We start from the raw sequence: 23,237 nt of genomic DNA, 5'->3' as shown, positions 1-23,237 counted from the left end.
ACCTCGGTCATGCCGGCTTGCGCACCAGCCGCCAGCAGCCATCATCGCGACGGACCAGCCCGGCGATCTCCAGCATCGCCAGCGGGCCGAGCACCGCGGTGGGCGCCAGACCGGACGCGACCGCGATCTCGTCGGCGCTACGCACGCCGCGGGCGGGAAGCGCCTCGTAGACATGCTTCTCGGCATCACTGAGACCATCGAGCGGCCCGGTGGGACGCGGTTCCTCATCGGCGAATTCGCCTGCCCGCCCGACTAATTCGATGACGTCTTCGGCCCGCGCCACCAGTTCGGCACCGCCGCGCAGCAGTACATGACATCCCATCGACGACGCCGACGTCACCGGGCCGGGCACCGCGCACACCACCCGGCCCAACGCCCGCGCCCATGCTGCTGTGTTCGCCGCCCCGCTGCGAACGCCGGCCTCGACCACCACGGTGGCCGTGCCCAGTGCCGCCACCAGCCGATTGCGGGTCAGAAATCGGTGCCGCGCAGGCCGCACACCCGGCGGGTACTCCGTGAGGAGCAATCCCGCGGTACTGATCCGGTGCAGCAGCGACGAGTGACCCGCGGGATACAACACGTCGATGCCGCCGGCCAGCACGGCCACCGTCTGCCCCTCGACCGCCAGCGCCGTGCGGTGCGCCACGCCGTCGATGCCGTAGGCGCCGCCGGAGACCACGGTCACCTCGTGTTCGGCGAGCCCGGCGGCGAGGTCGGCCGCAACATGCTCGCCGTAGCTCGAGCACGCGCGAGTCCCGACGAGCGCCGCGGATCGCTCGGCGAGCTCGTCGAGGCGGGCCGGGCCGATCGCCCACAGCGCCATCGGCGGTCGACCCTGCGGCTTCTCCCGCACGGCCGCTCCACCGAAGGCCGCGAAGGTCAGGACTGGCCACTCGTCGCTGTCGGGTGTGATCAGCCGGCCACCCCGGCGCTGCAGCAGATTCAGGTCCGCTTCCGCCGCATGGATGTCGCGCCGTGCGGCGGTACGTTCCCGTAGTGCATCGCTCACGTCGCCGCCTGCGACGCGGTAGGCGGCTTCCACCGGACCGACCTCGCTGACCAGCGTGGCGATCTCATCGCACGGAGGCTCGGCCACTCGGGACAAATACGCCCATGCCAACGTCGTCACGTCATCGGTCATGGTTTCGCTCCTCCCTGGCGGAAGCTCAACGCCACCGCCACGTCGTCGACACTGGGCATCGTCCGCCCGGCCAGGTCCGCCAACGTCCACGCGACCCGCAGTGACCGATCGACGCCCCGAATGCTGAGCACCCCCCGTTCCAGTGCCGTCTTCAGCGGGGCCATCGCGGTGCCGTCCGGCCGGAAGCGGCGGCGCAGCACCGCTCCGGTCACTTCGGCGTTGGTGGTGAAGCCGTACCGGCGCCAGCGATCGGCGGCAGCCGCCCGTGCCTGCGCCACCCGATCACGCACGGCCGCAGTACTTTCCGCACTGTCGGGCGCAAACGCACCTGCGCGGACCATGTGCATCTCGACGCGCAGGTCGACCCGATCCATCAGCGGACCGGACAGCTTGCCGAGGTAACGGCGTTTCTCCACCGACGTGCAGATGCAGTCTTTCGGATCGGTTTTTGCGCAGGCGCACGGGTTGGCCGCCATCACGAGCTGGAACCGCGCCGGGTAGCAGGCCACACCGTCGCGCCGGGCAAGCCGAATCTCGCCGTCTTCCAACGGCGTCCGCAGGGACTCCAAGACGCTGACCCGGATCTCGGCACATTCGTCGAGGAAAAGCACGCCCCGATGGGCGCGGCTGACCGCACCGGGGCGCGCCAGGCCCGAGCCGCCGCCGACGAGTGCCGCCACGCTCGACGAGTGGTGTGGTGCGATGAATGGTGGCCGGGTGATCAGCGGGGTGGTCTCCGACAGCATCCCGACGACCGAATGGATGGCGGTCACCTCCAAGGCCTCGCTTTCGGTGAGCTCGGGAAGCAGTCCTGGGAGTCGTTGCGCGAGCATGGTTTTCCCGACGCCGGGCGGGCCTGTGAGCATGAGATGATGCGCTCCAGCGGCAGCAACCTCGACGGCGAACCGCGCATGCGTCTGGCCCACCACATCGGCCAGATCGGCGACGTGCTCGGGCTGCGGCCCTGGTGCGTCGACCCGATCCTGCAGTGCGCCCTTCCCCGTGAGCCAGCACTGCAGCTGTCCAAGGGTCTGGACCCCGAGAACCTCGATGCCGTCGACCAGACTGGCTTCGGCCAGATTCGCGATGGGCACCACCACGGTGGGCCAGCCCTGCTTCTTGGCGGCCAGCACCGCAGGCAGCACGCCACGAACCGGCCGGATTCGCCCGTCCAGGGCCAACTCCCCGAGCAACACCGTCTTCTCCAGCCGATCCCACGGTTTCTTGTGACTCGCCGACAAGACCGCGGCGGCGATCGCGATGTCGTAGAGCGAGCCCGTCTTCGGCAAGGTGGCCGGGGACAGCGCCAGCGTCAGCCGCGACTGCGGCCACTCGTTGCCGGAGTTGGTGATTGCCGCCCGCACGCGATCTCGGGATTCGCGCAATGCGGCGTCGGGCAACCCGACCAGGTACACCCCGGGTAGCCCCGAGCTGATATCGGTCTCGATTTCGACGATCTCGCCGTCCAGACCGCGTACTGCGACCGAGAAGGCCCGTCCCAATGCCATCAGCCGACCCCACGCAGATGGGTGATCTCGGGTGTGCGCTGCCGCCCGATGCGCACCCCGACCACGTCGATACGGACCGCCGCCCACCTGTGCGCCTGTTCGGAAAGCCAGATCCCGGCCAACCGACGGATGCGACGCACTTTCACGGGCGTGACCGCGTAGTCCACCCCGCCGAACCCGTCACCGGTGCGGGTCTTCACCTCCACGAACACGACCGTGCCGTCGGCGGCCGCGACGATGATGTCGAGTTCGCCGTAGCGGCAACGCCAATTGCGAGCCACGGTCCGCAACCCCAGGGATTCGAGATGCTCGACCGCCAACTGCTCGCCGAGCGCGCCCAGTTCGACCTTCGTCAACGTCGGTTCAGATGCCATGAGGGCCAGCATCGGTTGCGGCACCGACGCCCGGTGCACGGCGCACGCCAACTACCGCAGGAAACCGGGCAGTTGTCCCCAGTCAGAGATTCATCAACAGGGACCGACCGGAACTAGTGCTGCACCACCGTGTAACCGAGATCTTCGAGAATGCCGAGCTCGACCGGACTCAGGACCCGCACTTCTGGTCCGTCGCCATCGTCGCCGGGATTCATCATCTTCTTGTTCTGGCCGGTGAAGGTGCGGCCATCCAGATGCGTCACGCTGCTGGAGCTCCACGCCGGGTCCGTGGACAGAGGCACCGGTCTACCGCCGTAGGCGGCCATCGCATTCGGGCCGCCGAAGAACAGTCCGCCGTTGCCGCCGGTCAGATTGGGATCGAAGGCGGTGTTGAAGGTGTAGTCGTCGTTGATCACTTTTGCCCCGTCAGCGTTGACCACGAACCTGTCGAATATCGGGCGGTTTTTCACCGGCGGCGAGCCCGGGCCCTGGATATTGGTGTCAAAGCCCAGCGTGTGCAGCAGCTCGTGCATGATCGTCGCTTTGAAGTCGTCTTTGCCCGAGGTGCCGACGTCGTCGCCCAACTCCCAGTTGGAATTCCAATTCACGTCGATGTCTCCGTCGGGCTGGTCGCCATTGGCGTCCTCGCCGGTAATCAGCTTCTGTTGGACCACCGTGCGGGAGTAGCCGGGTGACTCGTCATCGACCCGATCACTGGATGCCTGCGCGAGGTGTCCGGGTTCGTTGTCGTCCGCGATCTTGTAGACGATGGTGACGGGTTTTGAAACTTGAAGGTAGGCGGCGACGGCGTTAGCGGCGTCATTGAGTGAGGTCTTCGCCTCATCTGTCCAGTGTTGATCGCCGTCGGGGTAGATGAAGTCGAAGGCGATCGCGTTCTCGTTGCCCGTGAGGTGGGAGACTTTGGCCGGCGTTGATGCCGTGGCACCGTCTTCGGCCGATGATTGCGGGGCCTGCGCCTGCGGTTCCGATCGCGGCGACGAACATCCCGCCACGACGACACCCACCGCCGCACTCGCCGCCCCAATCCGCACCCAGACCATCGCAGCAACCATCTTCCCCCGACCCTTCACGATGTGTCGCACCACGATTACGCGATTGCCACCAATGACAGCGAACTACCCGAGAGAGGGTACAGGTCAAGCGAGCCGTGGGCGTCAGATCAGCTCAATCGCCTCCGCGATCGACGGCAGCACCCGCGCCGGCCGGAACGGATAGCGCTCCACATCCTCGAGCGTCGTCGACCCCGTCAATACCAGGATCGTCTCCAGCCCCGCCTCGATACCGGCCACGACGTCGGTGTCCATCCGGTCGCCGACCATCACCGTGCTTTCCGAATGCGCCTCAATACGATTCAACGCACTGCGGAACATCATCGGGTTGGGCTTGCCGACGAAGTACGGTTCGCGCGCGGTGGCCTTGGTGATCATCGCGGCCACCGACCCGGTCGCCGGCATCGGCCCTTCGGCCGAGGGCCCGGTGACGTCGGGGTTGGTGGCAATGAAGCGCGCACCCTTGCCGATCAGTCTCACCGCCTTGGTGATCGCCTCGAACGAGTAAGTGCGCGTCTCACCGAGCACCACGAAATCCGGATCGGTATCAGTCAGCGTGTACCCCGCCTCGTGCAGCGCGGTCGTCAGCCCCGCCTCCCCGATCACGTACGCCGATCCGCCGGGCAGCTGATCGTTCAGGAACGCCGCGGTGGCCATGGCCGAGGTCCAGATCGCCTCTTCCGGTACGTCGAGTCCCGAACGAGCCAGCCGGGCCGCCAGATCACGCGGTGTGTAGATCGAGTTGTTGGTCAGAACCAGGAACCGCCGTTGCTTGTCGATCAGGCACGCCAAAAACTCGGCGGCTCCCGGAAGCGCGTGCTCCTCCCGCACCAGGACCCCATCCATATCGGTGAGCCAGCACTGCGGTGTCGCGCGCATGGTCCTCCCTTCGGAAACGCTCTCGACATCAGTGTTCCCCACCCTGGCGCTACCAACCGCGCGTTCGAGCAGGGCCGTCATGACGCGATACCCGCCGCCGGCCTGCGCTGTACCACGAGGCCGCCTGTGCACGTCTGCGCGAAAGCCGCCACCGTCGTGGCCCGCAAAGCCTCGTCGTCGAATTCCCGCGGAACACCCTGTCCAGCAGACGATTCCGGGCCGTACAACACGCCCCAGCCGACCGAGCCGTTGTCATCGCAATGGGCGACCAGCAGCGCGTCCCGTACTGACATCTGGTCGAGCAGCGTCTCGAGAACATGATCGGGCTCGGCCAGGACCACCACCGGCTCCGCGCCCGCCGACGTCAAGCGGGCCACCTCGTCACGCAGGCCGGCCTGCTCGGCCAGCAGGATCTGCAGCAGCATCCTGTCGCTGGACTTATCCCGGTGTACGGCACCGACTCTGGTGCGCACCCACATCCCGCCGACCAATCCCTCGATGTGCTCGACAGCCGGGGGCAGGGCGCGCCGGTCGACGTGCAGGCGCGCCGACCGGCAGGTTCGGTACGACGCGCGGGCCTCAGCAAGCGTGTTGGCCCCTCCGGCACACCCGCTGGGCAGGGCGCGGAAAGTCAGCTCGGGTTGGCGGTCCGGAGCGTAGCGGAAAATCACATGATCGATCATCAGCTGACCCTCCGCCCTGAACGCTGCCCCATGACCAGCCTAACGCGTTGCCGCGCAGGCAGATACACGTCTATATACACTGCCTCACGCCGGCCCAGCAGCATGTTCACCAGCGCCCGGATCATGCCGGCACCACCGATGAACGACGCTGCAGTGCCACCGAGACGGTCAGCACCACCAGCCCGGTGACGGCGAGTGCGGCACCCGCCGCGGCAGGTGCGGTGTAGCCGTAACCCATGGCTATCACCAGGCCCCCGATCCAGGCCCCCGAGGCGTTGGCGATGTTGAGCGCCGAGTGGTTGAGCGCGGCGGCCAGTGTCTGTGCCTCCGCGGCGACGTCCATCAACCGGGTCTGCAGGGCGGGGGCGATCGCCGCCCCGCTGGCACCAATGCCGAACAGCACCAGCAACGCGGTGTACGGGTTGTGCGCGGCCACGACGAAAACCGCAAGCACAACCGCCAACAACGTCATCGACACATAGAGTGCCCGGATCACCGATCGGTCGGCCATCCGGCCGCCGGCGAGATTGCCGACCACCATGCCGATCCCAAACACCATCAATCCCAACGGAACCCACGATGACGAAACCCCGGAGACGTCGGTCAGCGTAGTGGCGATGTAGGTGTAGACGGCGAACATCCCCCCGAAGCCGACCATGCCGATCGCCACCGCCAGCCATACCTGGGGACGCCGCAGCGCACCGAGCTCGGCGCGGGTACTGGTGGTGCGTGTCGGAGCCAGCGTCGGCAGCCATAACCAGATCGCGGCCAACGTAACGAGCCCGATGCCGACGACCAACGCGAATGCGCTGCGCCAGCCGAGCAGCTGGCCGAGCCAGGACGCCAACGGCACCCCGACCACAGTGGCCACCGTCAGCCCGGTCATCACCTGTGCGACGGCCTTGGCGCGTTGCTCGGGTCCGAGCAACTGGGCGGCAACCAGCGCCGCGACGCCGAAGAATGCTCCGTGCGGCAGGCCGGCGAGGAATCGGGCGCCGATGAGGACGCCGTAGTTGGGAGCGAGCACTGTGGCCACGTTGCCCACGGCGAACAGCGCTACCAGGCTCATCAGCACGATCTTGCGATTGAACTTGGCGGTCATCGCGGCAAGCACCGGGGCACCGATCACCACGCCGAGGGCGTAGGCGGAGATGACATGGCCGGCTGTCGGCTCGGAGATGTGCAGGCCGCCGGCGATCTGGGGCAGCAAGCCCATCGCGACGAACTCGTTGGTGCCGATGCCGAATGAACCCAGCGCGAGGGCCAGGATGCCCAGCCCGGCCCTGGTCGGACACAACGACGGGGACGCCCCAGCAGGGGCGGGTGTGGAGGTGACAGTCACGGGAGCTATCGCCTTTCTGTGCGGTGGCGGTTGCTGCCGCATTGCAGCGCGTGGTCCCTGTTCCCGACCCTAGTCTCACTTACACCGTTGTTCCAACCGACTTTTGTCTAAATACGATCAAAGTGACCGGTGTCTCGATTGGTATACAGCACAGTTAGATCTTGGTTAAATGGAAAGATGCCCGTCACCAGGCGTTCTGCCGCCCCGGCTACCGCCGGGGACGTCTTCGCGCTCATTCGGGACGGCGTGGCCACCACCCGCACCCAAGTTCGCGAGCTCACTGGGCTGTCCAGAACAGCGGTGGGCAGCCGGATTGCCGCGCTGGGCCGTCGCGGGCTGGTCACTGAAGGCGAGGAGGGCCCGTCGACCGGCGGCCGGCCACCAGCACTGGTTCGGTTCAACGCCGAGGCCGGCGTCGTCCTGTCCGCGGCCATCGGCCGCAGCCGGACCCGGCTCGCGGTGTGCAATCTCGCCGGCGACATCCACGCGCTGAGCGACATGGACTCCGAGGTCCGCATCGGCCCGGACGACCTGATGCCCGATCTGGTCAAGCGCCTGGAAGTCCTGCTCGACGAAACCGGCCGCCCCGCCCGTGATGTGCTCGGGGTGGGGGTCTCGCTGCCCGGCACGGTCGACCAGCTGCGCGGGTGCAGCCTGGCCTCACCGGTGATGAGCGGTTGGGACGGCGTACCGCTCGAACCGTACTTCCGCGAGCTGACCTCGGCGCCGGTCGTGCTCGACAACGACACAAACGTGCAGGCCCTCTCAGAACGCCGCGGCCCCTTGCGAATTCATCGCGATCTGCTGCTGATCAAGGCGTCCACCGGGCTTGGCGCCGGAATCGTGTCGGGCGGCGTGCTGCAGCGCGGAGCTCTGGGCGCGGCCGGCGAGTTCGGCCACAACAAGACCGCCGCCGCGGCGGGTGTCCCGTGCCGCTGCGGCGACACCGGCTGCCTCGAGGCGATCGCCGGCGGGTGGGCCCTGGTGCGCACACTTCAGCAGCAGGGCCGCGCCGTCGCCCACATTCGCGATGTGGTCGAGTTGGCCAACCATGGCGACGGCGAGGTGCGCCGGTTGCTGCGCGAAAGCGGCCGCCACGTGGGCGAGGTGATCGCCCCGGCGGTGAACCTGCTCAATCCCGAGGTTCTCGTCATCGGCGGCGACATGTCGGGCGCCTATGACGTCTTCGTAGCTGGACTGCGAGAAACGTTGTACGGCAATGCAACAGCGCTTGCTACCCGGCACCTTCAGGTCGTCCCCTCGACCTACGGCGACAAGGCAGGCAACATCGGCAGCGCGGCACTGGTGCTGGAACAGATCCTGTCGGCCGACGCCATCGACGCCTCGTTGCGCTGACGAACTTGTCCTGCACCACCGTGCGGAACTACCGTGAGCGCACGGGAGTTCGTCAGCTACCCGTAATTCGTTGCGCCGTATGCCTATTCGGGCAGCCGAAGTTCGGGCTTCTCGACCTCTTCGATGTTGACGTCCTTGAACGTGATCACCCGGACCTGCTTGACGAACCGAGCGGGGCGATACATGTCCCACACCCACGCATCGGACAGGCGCAGCTCGAAGTACACCTCGCCGTCGGTGTTGCGGGGCACCAACTCCACGCTGTTGGCCAGGTAGAAGCGGCGCTCGGTCTCCACGACGAAGCTGAACTGCCCCACGATGTCCTTGTATTCGCGGTACAGCGAGAGCTCCATCTCGGTCTCGTACTTTTCGAGATCTTCGGCACTCATCGGTCAGCGGCCCTCTTCGTCTTCGGTCGTGGTGCTATCCATCTTGACTCACAGCTCATCGTCACGCTGCGGGGGTGGGCACTCCATCACCATTTCCGTGCCACCGGCGCGGGCCACCCGCCGCACATTGATGTAGGAAAACCGGTGCTCACGGCAGGGACCCAGGTCGGTCAACGCCGCACTGTGCGCCGGCGTGCTGTATCCCTTGTGCTCGGCGAACCCGTAACCCGGATGCTCGGTATCCATGGCCACCATCAGCCGATCGCGGCTGACCTTCGCCAGCACGCTGGCCGCCGCGATGCAGGCGGCCGCGGCGTCCCCGCCGATCACCGGCAACGACGGCATCGGCAACCCCGGCACCCGGAACCCGTCGGACAACACGTACCCGGGCCGCACCGACAACCCCGCCACCGCGCGCCGCATGCCCTCGATGTTGGCCACGTGCACACCGCGCCGGTCGACTTCGGGGGCGGGGATGTACACCACGTGATACGCCAGCGCATAGCGGCGGATCAACGGGAACAGTTCCTCGCGCGCCTTCTCGGTGAGCTTCTTGGAGTCGTCGAGAGCCGCCAGACTCTCGAGACGGTTGGGGCTCAGCACACAGGCTGCCACCACAAGCGGGCCGGCGCACGCACCGCGGCCGACTTCATCGACTCCGGCCACCGGCCCCAAACCGCTTCGGTATAGCGCAGATTCGAGCGTTCGCAATCCCGACGATTTGCGGATCACCGTCCGTGGAGGCCACGTCATCGCCGGCATGGTCAGCCCTGCTGCGGGTTGACCGAGGACACACCACCCCAGCGAGACGGCGGCCACGCGATGAACCGGGCCTTACCGATCACATTGCTCACCGGAACGGTGCCGGCCATCGGGTCACCGGTGCACAGGATGCCCTTCTGAGCGTCGGCGGGTGTGCTGGTGCAGTGGGCACGCGAGTCCGCCGAATGCGTGCGATTGTCACCCATCACCCATAACCGGCCGTCGGGCACCTTCACCGGACCGAATTCGTTGCCCAGGCACGGGTAGACCAGCGGGTCGGCCATCATCGTCTGTGCATTCAGGTACGGCTCGGTGAGCGGCTTGCCGTCGACGGTCAGTCCGGTGTCAGCGCGGCATTGCACCGTCTGGCCTCCCGTCGCGATGACGCGCTTGACCAAGTCGTTCTCATCGGGCGGCACGAATCCGACCACCGACAGCGCGTTCTCGACGTAGCGGACCGCGGTGTTGGTGGACCGGATGGACTTGTAGCCGACATTCCAGTTCGGCGGGCCCTTGAAGACGATGACGTCACCGGGATGCGGTTGCCCGAAACGGTAGGTGACCTTGTCGACCATGATCCGGTCGCCGACGCAGCCGGCGCAGCCATGCAACGTGGGTTCCATCGATTCCGACGGAATCAGGTACGGACGCGCGATGAACGTCAGCATCACGTAGTAGAGGACGATCGCGATGGCGACGAGGATCGCGCCTTCGCGCAGCGCCGACTTCTTCTTCTTTTCGCCGCCCGCCCCGTCGGCGGATCCATCTCGCGCAGCGGCCTTGTCAGCGGTGGTGTCGTCCGGAGCGTCCGTCCGCGTGGCGTTGTCCGGCAAGGAGTCGTCCGAGCCCGTGTTGTCGGTCACGTCGTTAGCGTAGTCAGACCAGCTGACCCGTCAGTGCCGCCCACAGGCCGAAGCTCAGCGCTTCTCCTTGATCTTGGCCTTCTTGCCCCGCAGCTCGCGCAGGTAGTACAGCTTGGCGCGACGCACATCACCGCGGGTGAGGACCTCGATGTGGTCGATGTTGGGAGAATGCACCGGGAAGGTGCGCTCGACGCCCACGCCGTAGCTCTCCTTGCGCACAGTGAAGGTCTCGCGGATGCCGCCGCCCGAACGACGGAGCACAACACCCTTGAAGACCTGGACGCGCTGCTTGTTGCCCTCGATGACCTTCACGTGGACATTGATGGTGTCCCCGGGGCTGAAGGTCGGGATGTCGTCGCGCAGCGACGCCTGGTCGACGAAGTCCAGCGTGTTCATCGGTGACACTTCCTTGCGGTTCGCGGCGCAGCCACCTGCCTGCGCAAAACGCGCTGGCGATCGCCGGGCCGATGGATTCGGGCACGTGGTGTATGGCGCAGCAGGCGGAAAGTCCCAGCCCGCGCGGCAACTGCTCAATTGTGCCAGATGCACGGCGAGCAGCGAAATCGCGCGACCCGCCGAGGTGTCGTTGATCTGCCGGCCAGCTAATCAGGCGGTGTAGAAAAGATACCGTTAACCTGGAATATGGTCGGGCGGCAGCGCGGCACCCCGGATCTCAGCGTTCCACCATGCTCCCAAGGAGAAGGACATGCGACGGCATCTGTCGATGCTGGTCGCCGGCACCGCAGCGGCAGTGATCGGCGTCCTGGTGGCCGCCTCGTCCGCTCAGGTGAACGCCGGGCCCAGCGACGCGGCGGCCCGCTCTGTGAATCTGCTGTCCGCTGACCCGAATGCAATCGCGCAATCCCCCGCCATCGGTCCGCTGCCCGACGCTCCGCCGGACGTGGCGATCGGTCTGGACCTGCGGGCCAAGGAGGTCGCCTCAGCGGCTGCTCAGGACGGTGCCGACATCAGCTTCACCCTCCTCGACCGGAAGACGGGCAAGGTCCTCACCGGTGGCGACGACGTCCCCTTCCCGGTGGCCTCGGTGAGCAAACTGTTCATCGCCGATGACCTGCTCATGCAGGTGGCCAAAGGCCAGCGTCAACTCACGCCGGATGAGCAGCAGTCCTTCGACGTGATGCTGCGGTCCTCCGACGACAGCGCCGCAGAGGTGTTCTGGGGCGAGGGTGGCGGCAACGCGATCATCAGCCGGGTGACCGCGCGGTATGGATTGTCCTCGACCAGTGCGCCCTACGACGGCAACTGGTGGAACACCATGAGCACCACCGCCGATCTGGTGCGTTACTACGACATGCTGCTCGACGGCACGGGCGGCCTGCCGGCCTCGCAGGCCGCGGTCATCCTCGGTGACCTCTCGGCGTCGACCCCCACCGGCGTCGACGGCTACCCGCAGCGGTTCGGCATTCCCGACGGCTTGTTCGCCGAAACCGTTGCGGTGAAACAGGGTTGGATGTGCTGCTGGAACGGTGGAAACTGGCTGCACATGTCCACCGGGGTGATCGGGTCGGACCATCGCTTCGTGTTGGCGATGGCGTCACTGCAGCCGGTCGATGACGCGACCGCGCGCAGCACGATGACGAAGGCCGTGAAGACGATGTTCCCCGGCGGGCGGATCTGACCCTCGACGCCATCAGCGCCGCGGTGCCCCCGGTGGCGGCTCGCGAAGTTCGGCCCGCGCGCGGAACGGCCGGGTTGGTTCGTTGCCGGCCGTGGTGGCCACCGCCGTCCTGCTCACCATGGGGCTGGCGAGACGGGTCGTGGGCGCGGTCGGACTGGCAGCGCGCTGCGGACCGAGCACCATCGGGCGGGTGGCCTGAGCGCTCTCGTCATCGTTCTGTTCCAACACACTCCGAGCGATCCGTTCGATCGCGCCCTGCACCTGCATGCGGTCGGGCCGGCCTTCGAAGGCCGGCGAACGGGTGAGGGTGTCCGTGATCCAGCTCGCCAACATGTTGCGGGCATGGTTGACCTCGGCGGCGCCGGCCGCCGTGAGCCACAACTGGTCGCCGCTGCGCTGGGCGTAACCCGTCGCGACCAGCCGGTCGAACGTCGGCTCCAAGATCTCGACCGGCACCCGGTGCTGTGACGCCACGGCGCCCAGATCCGCCGCACCGGCCACCTGCGCATGCCGGTAGATCTGCAACGCTGCCCACATCAGCGGGACATCCAGGCGGGTGCCGCCCGCCCGGGCCAGGGCAGGCAGGTGCTGGCCGCGACTCTCACGGAGCAGCCGGCTCACCGCCACCTCCAACACCTTTTCCGCTGGTTCGGTAGTCGGCATGCCGAAGCCTTCGCCGAGGTCGGTGCTGCCGGTGGCGGCCGCGTCGCGCAGCGGCACCTGCTTGAGGAACAGGGCGAGCACGAAGCCGACGATCGCCACGGGTGCCGCGAACAGGAACACCTTGCTCAGTGAGTCGGCGTAGGCGTCGATGATCGGCGCGGCCGCCGCGGGCGAGAGTTTGTGCAATGCCTGCGGCGACTGCGCGACCTCGGGCGCGGCGCCGCTGGCGGCCAGGGCCGGCGGCAGCCGGTCGGCCAGGAAGTTGCTGAACAGCGAGCCGAAGATCGCGGCGCCGAACGAACTGCCGATCGTGCGGAAGAACGTGACACCCGAGGTGGCCACGCCCAGGTCGGTGAAGTCGACGGTATTCTGCACGGTCAGGATCAGCACCTGCATGCTCAGCCCGATCCCGGCACCCAGGATCAACAGGTCCAGCGACTGCACGAGCGTCGAGGTGTGCGCGTCCATCAGCGACAGCAGGATGAACCCGACCGCCATGATCGCGGTCCCCGCGATCGGAAAAATCTTGTAGCGCCCGGTACGGCCGACGATCACACCGCTGGTCAGCGACGTGGCCAGCAGACCCAACACCATCGGCAGCGTGTGCAGGCCGGACACCGTGGCCGACACCCCGTCGACGAACTGCATATAGGTCGGCAGGAACGTCAGCGCGCCGAGCATCGCGAATCCGACGACGAACGACAGCACACAACACACCGTGAACACCGGGTCGGCGAACAGCCGGATCGGCAGGATCGGCTCCGCCGCCCGTTTCTCGACGACGACGAAGGCCACCAGGATGGCGACCGAGCCGACGAACAAACCGATGATCGTCGGCGAGCCCCACGCGTAGGTCGTCCCGCCCCAACTGGTGGCGAGGGTGAGGCCGGCGGCGCCGAGGCCGACCAGCACGATGCCGGGATAGTCGATGACGGGGCGGGCGGTGCGGCCCATGGCCGGGATGGCCCACGCGGCCACGATCAGCACCACCACGGCGATCGGCACGTTCACCCAGAATGCCCACCGCCAGCCGAGGTGGTCGGTGAACAGCCCGCCCAGCAGCGGGCCCACGACGGTGGTGACACCGAACACCGCGCCAAGGGCGCCCTGGTAGCGGCCGCGCTCTCGCAGCGGGATCACCTCGCCGATGACCGCGACCGCAGTGACGGTGATCGCTCCGCCGCCGATGCCTTGCAGCGCCCGGGAGGCGACCAGCATCGACATCGATCCGGCCAGTCCGCACAACACCGAGCCGGCCAGGAAGAACAGCACGGCGGCTTGAAACACCGTCTTGCGACCGAATGTGTCGCCGAGCTTGCCGACGACCGCGGTCACGATCGTCGATGCCAGGAGGTAGCTGGTGACCACCCAGGACTGGTGGCCGGCTCCGCCGAGGTCGGCCACGACGGTCGGCAGCGCGGTGGCCACGATCGTCTGGTCCAGGGCCGCCAGCAGCATGCCGAGCACCACGGCCGTGAAGACCAGGTTGCGCTGCCTGCCCGTCACCTGCGCGGCCGCCGGTGCTGGCGGAGCGCCGGTGGATGGACGAGTCACGCTGTTCTCAATACCCTGCTGCGCGGCTGGGTAACCGGTGCCGCGCCGTGCGTTCAATCACCCGGCACAGGAAGGTGTGCCACCCGATTGACCGACTGACGCGACGAGGTCGCCTCAGATGATTTGCGCGCGAATCGTTTCCGACCTCATACCGTCAGCTGGCGGCCGTCGCGATGCGCAGGGTGAATCCGCCGCGATGCCGATGCAACGTGACAGCGGTACACATCTGGTGGGCCAGCCACAGTCCGAGACCCGCGCCTGCGGTGCTGCCCGCGCGCAGCAGTCCAGCGTAGGGATCCGTCGGGCCCAGTCCGGCGTCGGTGATGTGGGCGACGAGCCGATGGCGGTAGTTCCAGATCCGTAGCGTTGTCGGCGCTCTGCCGTGGACCGTCGCGTTCTCCACGCCTTCGCTGACAGCGAAGATCATGTCATTGACCGCTGTGTCGGCCAGCGTCGTCAGCCGTTGATCGGCGAGGTGCCGCACAGCAGCCCGGGCCGCCTCTGGGGTGGGATTGGCCAATGTGATCGAGGGTGGTTGGGGCTCGGCGGGCGGCGAGCTGTTGATGAGCTCGGCGAGGAAGTCGGTGGGGACGACGAAGTCTGGGTTGGTCACGTGGCCGCCGTCAACGGTGGCGAGCTGCGGATGTGTACGCGACACGTCGGCGAGAACGTCTGTGGGTGTGTGGCGCACGTCGTAGGGACACAAGCCCCACACCGGATAAGCGTTGAAGGCCTCGTTGACGGCCGCTTCGTACCGCGCCCACCAACCCCACTCCGCTCCCACACCAGGATGGGGGACGTCGCCGACGATGCGGATCTGAGTGGCGCCTCGTCGCACGTAGTCGGCCATCAACTCCTGATAGGTACGGATTGCCGCGGCCGGCCGGGCGTACTGCGTCTCTGCCGGCACGAACGAGATGCCGCGAGTGGTGGTCAGCGCGGCACGGACCAGTTGGCTGTTGGCCTCACCCAGCGTGACGAGCGTGGGCTCCCCAGCGGCCACCCCGTCGGTGAGAAACGGCATGACAAGGGCGAGGAATTCGTCGTCGCTGCGGTAGAACGCCGCCTCGTGAAAGTAGCCCTCTGTCCCTGATGCCGCGCCGGTCCTCATGCTGGTGTCCCCACCCCGACGGTCTCGGGTGTCATCAGCTCGACGACTCGCGTCACCAAGTGGCCGGGATTGCGAAGCACTATCCGGGCTTGGTGTCGCCGGCCGAGTGCGTCGAGTTCGGCGATGGCGTGGTGATCGATGAAATCGAGGCCGGCGACGTCGAGCTCGACTAACTGCCCTTGCTCTAAATCGATGCGCTGCAATGCCTTACGAAGCAAAGCATGGACCGATCGGTCGATCTCCCCCGCCAGCACCACCTCTACGGGCCCGCCTGCGCGCGGCGGGCCATCGCCCGATTCGGCCGCGTGCCATCGGAACATCGTCGCGGCATTGCTCACCGGATGCAGGCAGGCGAGCTCCGCCACCGCGTCCGTCCCGAGCACTGCCCGGTCATAGCCGCACATCGCCGAGAATGGGTGCCGGCTCATGTACCGATCGATCTGGTGTTCGTACCGGGCGAAGGCATCGAGCTGTTGCGGTGTGGTGACCAAGGGCGTGGCATCCGCGGCAACGCGGAGTCCGGCAAAGCCAGCCGCCAGTGCCGCTGATGTGGCGTTCGCGTACGCCGTGACCTGCTCGCCTACCGACACGACATGCCCCAAGCCGTACGTGTCGCGAACCGACTCTATTTGCACCGCGTCGGCTCGATCCGGTGCCAGCTCGTCGAGTAGCCAGTCACGAAGATCGGCGATTTCGTGCGACGAACTCGCCGATACATATCGGACCTGTAGCCCTTGGGCGAGGCCGTCGGCCAGAAACGCCACGGCCTTCGTGGCGAAGGTAGCGGGGTCGTCGTAGGCCAGACACAGATGGTCTCGTGGGCCGAAGCCGACCACCGAGTCCATGACCATCGATGCCCGCACTCGTCCAGCATAGGCCTGCGCCGGTGAGGCGTGTTCGAGAAAGATCGCACAGGGCCGCGCCGTGTCGACCCAGCCTGCAGCCGCAGGAACCCTCAGTGCAGCAGGTCCGGTCGGCGTTCGCGCGTGCGCTGCAGCGCCTGCTCATGGCGCCAGGCCGCAACCTTGCCGTGGTCACCGGAGAGCAGGATGTCGGGCACGGACAGCTCGCGCCAGACCGGTGGCCGGGTGTAGCTCGGGCCTTCGAGCAGGCCGTCCTTCTCCGGCGAGTGCGAATCGTCTTGATGCGACCGCGGATTACCCATCACGCCCGCCAGTAGCCGAACCACCGCCTCGATCATGACCAACGTCGCGACTTCACCCCCCGCGAGCACGTAGTCGCCGATCGAGACCTCCTCGACCCGCATGCGCCGGCGCGCGTCCTCGGCTACCCGCTGATCGATGCCTTCGTAACGGCCGCAGGCGAAAACGAGGTGCGGCTGCATCGTCCAGGCCTGGGCGTCGTTTTGGGTGAAGAGCCGCCCGGCCGGGGTCGGGATCACGAGAACTGATTCCTCGGTGCAGATCTCGTCGAGCGCCTCACCCCAGACCGGCGCCTTCATCACCATCCCGGGCCCACCGCCGTACGGTGCGTCGTCGACGGAGTGGTGCACGTCGTGGGTCCAGCGGCGCAGATCGTGCACAGCGAAATCGACGATGCCCGACTCGATCGCCTTGCCCGGCAACGACTGTCGCACCGGGTCGAGATACTCGGGAAAGATCGAGACAACGTCAATGCGCATCTCAGCTCAAACCGTCCAGATCCAGAAGTCCATCCGGCGGATCGATTTCGACGATCCCGTCGGTCAGCGACACCGAGGTCACGATCGCACCGACGAACGGCACCAGCACTTCTGCACCATCAGCGCCGCGCACCGCCAACAGTTCGCCGCCTGCGGTGTGCAGCACTTCGGTGACCTTGCCGACGGCATGACCGTCGACGGTGCGCACCGCCAAACCTTCGAGCTGGTGGTCGTAGAACTCGTCGGGATCCTCGATCGGCGGCAGCTCCGCAGAATCAACGACAAAGAGATTGCCGCGCAACGTATCAGCGGTATTGCGGTCGGAGACTCCGCGCAGCCGGACCAGCAGTCGACCGCCGTGCGGACGGGCGGCCTCGATGACGACGTCCTGACCACCACCGCCACGGGATGGCCGCAGGAGCAACTGATTACCGGGGGCGAACCGCTCGTCGGGGTCGTCGGTGCGGACGTCGACAACAAGTTCGCCGGTGATGCCGTGGGCTTTTGCCACGCGCCCGACGACGAGTTCCATACTCAGTCCAATCCCCGGGTCGCCTCGCTCCCGGCCGCCGGATGAGCTACTGGTCGGTGTCCACCACGTCGACGCGGATCCCCCGGCCGCCGATGCCGGCGACCAGGGTGCGCAACGCAGTCGCGGTGCGACCGCCTCGGCCGATCACCTTGCCGAGATCCTCGGGGTGGACGTGAACCTCTACCGTGCGTCCCCGCCGGTTGGTGACCATGTCGACGCGGACGTCGTCGGGATTGTCGACGATCCCGCGGACCAGGTGTTCCACGGCGTCGACGACGACCGAACTCATTCTGCGGCGGCCTCAGTGGACTCGGCGGCTTCGGCGGCCGGCTCGGCGGCTTCGGCAGCCGGCTCGGCGGTCTTGGCGGCCGGCTCTGCCTCGGCGGCCTCGGCCTTCTTGGCGGGAGCCTTCTTCTTCTTCGGCTGGGCGGCCTCGCCACCCGGCGCGCCATCGGCCTCGGCCAGCGCGGCGTTGAACAGGTCCAGCTTGCTGGGCTTGGGCTCCTTGACCTTCAGTGTGCCCTCGGCCCCGGGCAGACCCTTGAACTTCTGCCAGTCACCGGTGATCTTCAGCAGGTTGAGAACCGGCTCGGTGGGCTGGGCACCGACCGACAGCCAGTACTGAGCGCGCTCGGAGTCGATCTCGATCAGGCTCGGCTCTTCCTTGGGGTGGTAGCGGCCGATGACCTCGATCGAGCGGCCGTCACGACGGGTGCGTGCGTCGGCGACAGCGATGCGGTACTGGGGGTTGCGGATCTTGCCAAGCCGGGTGAGCTTGATCTTGACAGCCATGAACTAACTCCTGTGGGTATCACGCTGCAATTCAGCGATGCCGGCGGATTGCCGGATCCGGTTTTGCCTCGCGTGCGTGACCAGCCCGCGGCCCATCCATAACGGAAGCCGCGGCCGGACAGCCGCCTATTGTGCCAGACCGCGCTGGTCAGGTGTTAATCGCGCGGGAGTCCCTACGGTGCTCAGACGATCTTCTGAATGCACTTCTGTTCTACGCGTCGCGTCATCCGCCAGCCGTCGGGTGTGCGCACGAACTCATCGTCGTACCAGAGCCCGCAGAACATGATCTGGCCGTCGTCACCGAGCGCCATTGGGTTGAACAGAATGGTCCGCGACGTCGCGGTGTCACCGGCGAGGCGGATGTCGAAATTGCCGAGCATGTGGAAATACGCCGGGAAATTGGGCAGCACCTCCGCCAGCCAGGCCTTGATGTCGGGATAGGTGCCCGCGATTCCGCCCAGTTCGGTGTAGTCGATGTGGGCGTCGGGGGTGAAAACACGATCGAGGTCGTCAAACCGGCGGCTGTCGATCGCCGTGGAGTAGTCCACCAGCAACTGCTGGATCTCCAGTCGATCCGAGATCTCTTCAAGACTCAGCATGCGCGTGATTCAACACCTGATCGCCGTGCGCGGCTGTCGGGGTCCACACCTGCGGGACACTTTCTGGTGATTCCCCGCGGCGGTTACGCTCAGAGCCCATGCGCAGACTTCTCGCGGGCCTGGCGACGTCGCTCACCTTATTGACGGCGACGGCAGGAATTGCCAAGGCGGACAACATCGATCAGCCAGCGGGGTCGGTGCCGATTCCCGACGGACCCGCGACCGCATGGATCGTCGCCGACATGGACACCGGGCAGGTGCTCGCGGGTCGTGACATGTACGCCGCCCACCCGCCGGCCAGCACGATCAAGACACTGCTCGCCCTGACCGCGCTCGACGAGTTGCCCGATCTGAACGCCACCGTGGTGGCCAGTAACTCCGACACCCTCGTCGAATGCAACTGTGCCGGCGTGCGGCCCGGCCGCACCTACACCGCACGCCAACTTCTCGATGGCCTGCTGCTGGTATCGGGCAACGACGCCGCGAACACGCTGGCCGACATGCTCGGCGGCTACCAGGCGGCGGTCGGAAAGATGAACGCAAAGGCCGTCGCGATCGGGGCCACCAATACCCACGCGACGACGCCGTCGGGACTGGACGGCGCGGGTGGTCCGGGCTGGACCACCCCACACGATTTGGCCGTCATCTTCCGTGCCGCGATGGCCAACCCGGTATTCGCCCAAATCACCGCCCAGCCCGTGGCGATGTTCCCCGGGGATACCGGTGACAAGCCGCTGGTCAATCAAGACGAGTTGCTGGCCCGCTACCCGGGCGCCATCGGCGGCAAGACCGGGTTCACCGACGCCGCCCGCAAGACGTTCGTCGGCGCCGCCAACCGTGACGGCCGCCGCCTCGTCATCGCGATGATGTACGGCCTGATCCACGAGGGTGGTCCGACCTACTGGGATCAGGCAGCGACACTGCTGGACTGGGGCTTCGCGCAGAACCGCTCGGAGAGCGTCGCCGCGCTCTAGGTCGCCTGGCTAGCGGTGTCCGCCACCCGCATTGAATCCCGGCTGGGCAGCTTCACCTTCGGTGATCTGATAGGGCGGGCTGGCCAAATCGTTCGGGGTGGCCACGATGGACGAGTTGCCCGGCGTCGTCGGGGCACCGGCCGTGGCCTGGTTGTCCGGCACGACCTGGAAATTCTCGTCTTCATCCGGCACGACGACGGGCGCCGCGGTGCTGCCGGGCTGACCCGGCACCCAGGCCAGGAGGTCGCGGATGCCGTCGTTGTACACCACGCTGTTCGGAACGTCACCGACGACGTCGAAATACAGTTTTCCGGGGTTCGACGCCCCCCAGATGGAGGGGTAAAAATCACCGGACTCGGCCCTGGCACCGAAGCGCTCGATGAATGGCGGGTAGCTGCCGCCGAACCCGTCGACCGTCAGCTTGGCCGCGTACAACTTGCCATTGTGTGGCACCGGGTCCGAACTGGGCTTGAGCTTGCCCACCGTGTAGCCGATGTAGGGCAGGCCATTGGGGCCGTTCAGCGTTTCCTGCTCGCCGAACACCCGCACGCTGTCGGTCGCCCACGCCGGTGCGGCCGTGACGCCGGCAAGGCCCAACGTGACAACGGTGGCGGCCACTCCGGCCATTTTCACGATCTTCACAGTCTCTCCCCAGCTCACTAGTGCCAACCCCCGGCGATTGCTTCGAAAACTTTACTGTGACTTGTCTACCAACGCCCGGTTTCATCACCATCTCTCCGCGATGAACTAAGCCGTCGTCACCGCGCTCTAAACCCCGGGACCGTCATCGCAACGCATTCGAGACGTGGTCGCGTCATTGCCGAGGTACGGGCTGGTTAGCGTCGGCAGTCATGCCCGCCCGCCCGTTCGTCGCGATGCTGGGCATCGTCATGTCTTTGGTGCTGGTTGCGCCGGCCGCGGCCCAGCCCAATCCGCAACCGGCCGGTACGGTGGCTGCTCCGCCTGACGGCCCGGCGAAGGCCTGGCTGGTCGCCGACCTCGACACGGGTCAGATCTTGGGCAGCCGCGACCCGTACGGCGCCCACGCCCCGGCCAGCACCATCAAGCCGCTCCTGGCGATGGTCGTGCTCGATCAGCTGGCGCCGAACGCCGCCGTCCGGGCGAGCGCGGCCAACACCGAAGTGGAGTGCTCGTGTGTCGGGCTGGTGCCCGGCCAGGTCTACACCGCGCGTCAACTGCTCGACGGATTGCTGTTGGTGTCGGGCAATGACGCGGCCAACCTGTTGGCCGACATGCTCGGCGGCCAACAGGTGGCCGTGCAGAAGATGAACGCGAAGGCATATCAACTCGGCGCCCGCAGCACCAGGGCGGGCTCGCCGTCGGGGTTGGACGGACCCGGCTGGGAATCGGTGACCTCACCGCACGATCTGGCGATGATCTACCGGGAAGCCTTGCGCTACCCGCTGTTTGGACAGATCGTCCACCAGGCCTCGGCCCTGTTTCCCGACAAGTCGGGATTCAAGGAAATCAAGAACCAGGACCGCCTGCTGCGAAGCTACCCCGGCTTCATCGGCGGCAAGAGCGGCTACACCGATCTAGCCCGCGAGACCTACGTGGGCATGGCGCAACGAGGCGGCCACCGGCTGATCGTGGTGGAGATGTACGGCGACGACGACCTGTGGAACCAGGCCGGCCAGCTCTTGGACTGGGGCTTCGGTCAGTACGGCCGGTGACCGGATGGCAAATGCTGCCGAATCCGATTGACTACGAAAAGACAACCGATCATCGATATTTCGGAATTGACGACCCGGCGAGCAAATTAGCTCTACCCTCATGTCGCCGCATTGGCCATTTTTTGGGACGGGGACTTCCTTGATGGATCGAAGCACCGCTGACACGCGTCGGCGCAGAGCTGCACACAAATTTGCCGCCTGGCTGGCGGCCGGCACGATCGCCGCCGGTCTGGGCGCGGCCGCGGTCAGCGGCTCGGCAGTGGCGTATGCCGACACCGGATCGTCCGGTGCGGCGTCGCACTCCACCTCGGACTCGTCGAACTCCACTGCCACGAACCATAATTCGACCGGCTCGACGGGCAGAACGGTCGGCAGGCTCGCACCGAAGGCCACCGGCGCCGCCGCCGGTGACTCGAAGTCGCGGGCGTCCCTGTCGCTGGTGTCCGACTCCCCCGCCGCCAAGAGCACGGCATCGGCAACACCCAAACTGCCTACGCCGGAGGCAGTGCTCAGCGATATCGCCCGCCAGATTCAGTACACGTTCTTCAACAGGACGCCGACGGCCGATCCCACCCAGAACCCGCAAAGCGGTGAGGACAAGCAGATCACCGGCGCGATCAACGGCGCCGGCAACAACGGGTTCGACCCGACCTACAAGGTCACCACCGCGCCGAAATACGGCGAGCTGACCCTCGACCCGACAACCGGGCACTACACCTACGTCGCCCGCGACGCACTCATCGCCCCGGGAATCACCGACCAGTTCACCGTCACCGTCAACAACGGCGCCGCGGCCAGGCTGCCCGGCCTGTTGGGTCAGGTACAACTCCTGCTGCACTCGGTCGCCGTCGCTCTGGGAGCCGCCAAACCCGACACCATCGACGAGACCATCACCGTCACCGTCACGGGTACCGGCATCTACGGAGATCAACAGACGAACGCGAAGAATTGGCAGGACCAGGATGGTGACAACACTTGTGTCCTGCTTGCGGTCGCATCGGTGGTCGGCCAGCTGAACGGCGACTTGCCCTCCGAACAAGCCATGGTCACTCTGGGTAAAGCCACAACCAGTGTGGTGGACGCGCCTGCCAAGATGTATCTGGGAACCAAAAAGGACACCGGTTTCGCGGGCCTGGACATCCGCGACGGCGTCGCTCTGCTGGAGCACTTCAGCCTCACCGGCACCCTCACGACCTTCGACGGCAAGGCACAGAACGGCCAGTCTGTCGCCGAGACCAAGGCGGCCTACGGCCAAGGGGCACTCACCGCCATGGCGGTGGCGCTCGCCGACGGCAAAGCGATCATGGTCGACGTCGATGCGACCACCATCGTCGACGCATCCAACGGGCAGGTGAGCAACACCGTGGTCACCGAGACCGATCACGAGATCGCCGTGTCTGGCGTCGACCTCGCCAACGGCTTGGTCTATGTCAACGACGGAAACCTGGACAAGGGCAGTGTCGCGATACCGCTGAGCGCCTTCATGTCGGCGTGGGGAGCGGACAACTTCGGGCTCATCATCGCGCAGAAAGCTGTCACCGCCGCAGCGATCGCGGCCTGATCGGCGGGTTTGCCACCACCTGTTTCGCGCAGAAAGGCAACCGAGAAGAAATGGCTCGTGGTTGCCCTATCACCTGGGTTGATGAGCCCTACTCTTGACGCGGCTACAC

Annotated in this window: 25 protein-coding genes; 5 read left to right on the top strand and 20 right to left on the bottom strand. The window is 66.7% G+C overall.

The genetic code is table 11. The features are described from left to right. Positions 1–7 precede the first annotated feature (7 nt). The 7 genes from dprA to AB431_RS10795 all read right to left on the bottom strand — a co-directional run bounded on the left by dprA (position 8) and on the right by AB431_RS10795 (position 6,997). Positions 8–1,141, bottom strand: a complete 1,134-nt coding sequence (gene dprA / locus AB431_RS10825; RefSeq protein ID WP_047329914.1) for a DNA-processing protein DprA — start codon at positions 1,139–1,141, stop codon at positions 8–10. After that, positions 1,138–2,649: a YifB family Mg chelatase-like AAA ATPase gene (locus AB431_RS10820; RefSeq protein ID WP_047329913.1), complete on the bottom strand. Its 1,512-nt coding sequence runs from the start codon at positions 2,647–2,649 to the stop codon at positions 1,138–1,140. The genes dprA and AB431_RS10820 overlap by 4 nt, the downstream gene beginning before the upstream one ends. Beyond that, positions 2,649–3,023, bottom strand: coding sequence for a YraN family protein (locus AB431_RS10815; protein ID WP_047333303.1), 375 nt, complete (start codon positions 3,021–3,023; stop codon positions 2,649–2,651). Before AB431_RS10815 ends, AB431_RS10820 begins: the two co-directional genes overlap by 1 nt. A gap of 113 nt (positions 3,024–3,136) precedes the next feature. Next, the gene (locus AB431_RS10810) at positions 3,137–4,096 is read right to left on the bottom strand and encodes a hypothetical protein (protein ID WP_144418234.1); all 960 of its coding nucleotides are present in this window, start codon (positions 4,094–4,096) and stop codon (positions 3,137–3,139) included. A 102-nt stretch (positions 4,097–4,198) separates the two neighbouring features. Continuing rightward, a complete protein-coding gene (locus tag AB431_RS10805) occupies positions 4,199–4,972 on the bottom strand; it encodes an HAD-IIA family hydrolase (RefSeq protein ID WP_047329912.1) in 774 nt (257 codons plus the stop codon). A 77-nt stretch (positions 4,973–5,049) separates the two neighbouring features. Then, the gene (locus tag AB431_RS10800; RefSeq protein WP_047329911.1) at positions 5,050–5,655 is read right to left on the bottom strand and encodes a hypothetical protein; all 606 of its coding nucleotides are present in this window, start codon (positions 5,653–5,655) and stop codon (positions 5,050–5,052) included. Between the two features lie 121 nt (positions 5,656–5,776). After that, positions 5,777–6,997 (bottom strand): MFS transporter, encoded by a 1,221-nt coding sequence (locus AB431_RS10795; protein ID WP_235435878.1) that lies wholly within the window; start codon positions 6,995–6,997, stop codon positions 5,777–5,779. Positions 6,998–7,174: 177 nt separating this feature from the next. On the opposite strand from AB431_RS10795, the gene AB431_RS10790 reads away from it, so the two are divergent. Beyond that, positions 7,175–8,353, top strand: a complete 1,179-nt coding sequence (locus tag AB431_RS10790; RefSeq protein WP_047329909.1) for an ROK family protein — start codon at positions 7,175–7,177, stop codon at positions 8,351–8,353. An 83-nt stretch (positions 8,354–8,436) separates the two neighbouring features. On the opposite strand, the gene AB431_RS10785 is transcribed toward AB431_RS10790, so the two are convergent. The 4 genes from AB431_RS10785 to rplS are packed head-to-tail and all read right to left on the bottom strand — an operon-like array spanning position 8,437 to position 10,763. Further along, positions 8,437–8,742 carry a DUF2469 domain-containing protein gene (locus tag AB431_RS10785; RefSeq protein WP_047329908.1) on the bottom strand — a complete coding sequence of 102 codons (306 nt, stop codon included), beginning with the start codon at positions 8,740–8,742 and terminating at the stop codon, positions 8,437–8,439. A 48-nt stretch (positions 8,743–8,790) separates the two neighbouring features. Beyond that, positions 8,791–9,504 (bottom strand): ribonuclease HII, encoded by a 714-nt coding sequence (locus AB431_RS10780; RefSeq protein WP_047329907.1) that lies wholly within the window; start codon positions 9,502–9,504, stop codon positions 8,791–8,793. Between the two features lie 2 nt (positions 9,505–9,506). Next, on the bottom strand, positions 9,507–10,367 hold the full coding sequence (lepB, locus tag AB431_RS10775; RefSeq protein ID WP_047329906.1) for a signal peptidase I: 861 nt from the start codon (positions 10,365–10,367) through the stop codon (positions 9,507–9,509). 54 nt (positions 10,368–10,421) lie between these two features. Further along, positions 10,422–10,763, bottom strand: coding sequence for a 50S ribosomal protein L19 (gene rplS, locus AB431_RS10770; RefSeq protein WP_036339053.1), 342 nt, complete (start codon positions 10,761–10,763; stop codon positions 10,422–10,424). A 310-nt stretch (positions 10,764–11,073) separates the two neighbouring features. Here rplS and AB431_RS10765 point away from each other — a divergent pair, with 310 nt between their 5' ends. Further along, the gene (locus AB431_RS10765) at positions 11,074–12,006 is read left to right on the top strand and encodes a lipoprotein LppW (RefSeq protein WP_047329905.1); all 933 of its coding nucleotides are present in this window, start codon (positions 11,074–11,076) and stop codon (positions 12,004–12,006) included. A 12-nt stretch (positions 12,007–12,018) separates the two neighbouring features. Here the strand turns inward: AB431_RS10765 and AB431_RS10760 are convergent, their stop codons facing one another. The 8 genes from AB431_RS10760 to AB431_RS10725 form a co-directional block, all read right to left on the bottom strand. After that, positions 12,019–14,223: an MDR family MFS transporter gene (locus tag AB431_RS10760; RefSeq protein ID WP_047333301.1), complete on the bottom strand. Its 2,205-nt coding sequence runs from the start codon at positions 14,221–14,223 to the stop codon at positions 12,019–12,021. Positions 14,224–14,377: 154 nt separating this feature from the next. Then, positions 14,378–15,334, bottom strand: a complete 957-nt coding sequence (locus AB431_RS10755; RefSeq protein WP_047329904.1) for an anti-sigma factor RsbA family regulatory protein — start codon at positions 15,332–15,334, stop codon at positions 14,378–14,380. Beyond that, positions 15,331–16,197 (bottom strand): MEDS domain-containing protein, encoded by an 867-nt coding sequence (locus AB431_RS10750; RefSeq protein WP_144418233.1) that lies wholly within the window; start codon positions 16,195–16,197, stop codon positions 15,331–15,333. The genes AB431_RS10755 and AB431_RS10750 overlap by 4 nt, the downstream gene beginning before the upstream one ends. A 92-nt stretch (positions 16,198–16,289) precedes the next feature. Further along, positions 16,290–16,976: a tRNA (guanosine(37)-N1)-methyltransferase TrmD gene (trmD, locus tag AB431_RS10745; protein ID WP_047329903.1), complete on the bottom strand. Its 687-nt coding sequence runs from the start codon at positions 16,974–16,976 to the stop codon at positions 16,290–16,292. A 1-nt stretch (position 16,977) separates the two neighbouring features. After that, complete coding sequence (rimM, locus tag AB431_RS10740) at positions 16,978–17,508, bottom strand: ribosome maturation factor RimM (RefSeq protein ID WP_047329902.1); 531 nt, start codon at positions 17,506–17,508, stop codon at positions 16,978–16,980. Between the two features lie 46 nt (positions 17,509–17,554). Beyond that, positions 17,555–17,797, bottom strand: coding sequence for an RNA-binding protein (locus tag AB431_RS10735; RefSeq protein WP_005148848.1), 243 nt, complete (start codon positions 17,795–17,797; stop codon positions 17,555–17,557). After that, positions 17,794–18,300: a 30S ribosomal protein S16 gene (gene rpsP / locus AB431_RS10730; RefSeq protein WP_047329901.1), complete on the bottom strand. Its 507-nt coding sequence runs from the start codon at positions 18,298–18,300 to the stop codon at positions 17,794–17,796. Before rpsP ends, AB431_RS10735 begins: the two co-directional genes overlap by 4 nt. A gap of 182 nt (positions 18,301–18,482) precedes the next feature. Beyond that, complete coding sequence (locus AB431_RS10725; RefSeq protein WP_047329900.1) at positions 18,483–18,899, bottom strand: nuclear transport factor 2 family protein; 417 nt, start codon at positions 18,897–18,899, stop codon at positions 18,483–18,485. Positions 18,900–18,997: 98 nt separating this feature from the next. Here AB431_RS10725 and AB431_RS10720 point away from each other — a divergent pair, with 98 nt between their 5' ends. Continuing rightward, a complete protein-coding gene (locus tag AB431_RS10720; protein ID WP_047329899.1) occupies positions 18,998–19,873 on the top strand; it encodes a D-alanyl-D-alanine carboxypeptidase family protein in 876 nt (291 codons plus the stop codon). Between the two features lie 9 nt (positions 19,874–19,882). Here the strand turns inward: AB431_RS10720 and AB431_RS10715 are convergent, their stop codons facing one another. Continuing rightward, positions 19,883–20,515 (bottom strand): DUF1942 domain-containing protein, encoded by a 633-nt coding sequence (locus AB431_RS10715; RefSeq protein WP_047329898.1) that lies wholly within the window; start codon positions 20,513–20,515, stop codon positions 19,883–19,885. A gap of 209 nt (positions 20,516–20,724) precedes the next feature. Between AB431_RS10715 and AB431_RS10710 the strand changes: the two genes are divergently transcribed. Next, positions 20,725–21,567, top strand: coding sequence for a D-alanyl-D-alanine carboxypeptidase family protein (locus tag AB431_RS10710; protein WP_052960255.1), 843 nt, complete (start codon positions 20,725–20,727; stop codon positions 21,565–21,567). 142 nt (positions 21,568–21,709) lie between these two features. Then, entirely contained in the window at positions 21,710–23,128 is a 1,419-nt protein-coding gene (locus tag AB431_RS10705; protein ID WP_047329897.1) for a hypothetical protein, read from the top strand. Positions 23,129–23,237: the final 109 nt, after the last annotated feature.

This window comes from Mycobacterium sp. EPa45 (assembly GCF_001021385.1).
In the GTDB taxonomy this organism is placed as follows: domain Bacteria; phylum Actinomycetota; class Actinomycetes; order Mycobacteriales; family Mycobacteriaceae; genus Mycobacterium.
Note: the sequence above shows the minus strand (reverse complement) of the source record. Positions and strands in the feature narration are given on the sequence as shown.

Excerpts from the sequence above, each read along its gene's own strand:
- AB431_RS10790 (WP_047329909.1), top strand. The coding sequence starts at position 7,175 with ATGCCCGTCACCAGGCGTTCTGCCGCCCCGGCTACCGCCGGGGACGTC.
- AB431_RS10780 (WP_047329907.1), bottom strand. The coding sequence starts at position 9,504 with ATGCCGGCGATGACGTGGCCTCCACGGACGGTGATCCGCAAATCGTCG.
- AB431_RS10820 (WP_047329913.1), bottom strand. The coding sequence starts at position 2,649 with ATGGCATTGGGACGGGCCTTCTCGGTCGCAGTACGCGGTCTGGACGGC.
- AB431_RS10785 (WP_047329908.1), bottom strand. The coding sequence starts at position 8,742 with ATGAGTGCCGAAGATCTCGAAAAGTACGAGACCGAGATGGAGCTCTCG.
- AB431_RS10800 (WP_047329911.1), bottom strand. The coding sequence starts at position 5,655 with ATGATCGATCATGTGATTTTCCGCTACGCTCCGGACCGCCAACCCGAG.
- rimM (WP_047329902.1), bottom strand. The coding sequence starts at position 17,508 with ATGGAACTCGTCGTCGGGCGCGTGGCAAAAGCCCACGGCATCACCGGC.
- AB431_RS10710 (WP_052960255.1), top strand. The coding sequence starts at position 20,725 with ATGCCCGCCCGCCCGTTCGTCGCGATGCTGGGCATCGTCATGTCTTTG.
- AB431_RS10810 (WP_144418234.1), bottom strand. The coding sequence starts at position 4,096 with ATGGTTGCTGCGATGGTCTGGGTGCGGATTGGGGCGGCGAGTGCGGCG.
- rpsP (WP_047329901.1), bottom strand. The coding sequence starts at position 18,300 with ATGGCTGTCAAGATCAAGCTCACCCGGCTTGGCAAGATCCGCAACCCC.
- dprA (WP_047329914.1), bottom strand. The coding sequence starts at position 1,141 with ATGACCGATGACGTGACGACGTTGGCATGGGCGTATTTGTCCCGAGTG.
- trmD (WP_047329903.1), bottom strand. The coding sequence starts at position 16,976 with ATGCGCATTGACGTTGTCTCGATCTTTCCCGAGTATCTCGACCCGGTG.
- AB431_RS10815 (WP_047333303.1), bottom strand. The coding sequence starts at position 3,023 with ATGGCATCTGAACCGACGTTGACGAAGGTCGAACTGGGCGCGCTCGGC.
- AB431_RS10720 (WP_047329899.1), top strand. The coding sequence starts at position 18,998 with ATGCGCAGACTTCTCGCGGGCCTGGCGACGTCGCTCACCTTATTGACG.
- rplS (WP_036339053.1), bottom strand. The coding sequence starts at position 10,763 with ATGAACACGCTGGACTTCGTCGACCAGGCGTCGCTGCGCGACGACATC.
- AB431_RS10735 (WP_005148848.1), bottom strand. The coding sequence starts at position 17,797 with ATGAGTTCGGTCGTCGTCGACGCCGTGGAACACCTGGTCCGCGGGATC.
- AB431_RS10725 (WP_047329900.1), bottom strand. The coding sequence starts at position 18,899 with ATGCTGAGTCTTGAAGAGATCTCGGATCGACTGGAGATCCAGCAGTTG.
- AB431_RS10805 (WP_047329912.1), bottom strand. The coding sequence starts at position 4,972 with ATGCGCGCGACACCGCAGTGCTGGCTCACCGATATGGATGGGGTCCTG.
- AB431_RS10765 (WP_047329905.1), top strand. The coding sequence starts at position 11,074 with ATGCGACGGCATCTGTCGATGCTGGTCGCCGGCACCGCAGCGGCAGTG.
- AB431_RS10705 (WP_047329897.1), top strand. The coding sequence starts at position 21,710 with ATGGATCGAAGCACCGCTGACACGCGTCGGCGCAGAGCTGCACACAAA.
- AB431_RS10755 (WP_047329904.1), bottom strand. The coding sequence starts at position 15,334 with ATGAGGACCGGCGCGGCATCAGGGACAGAGGGCTACTTTCACGAGGCG.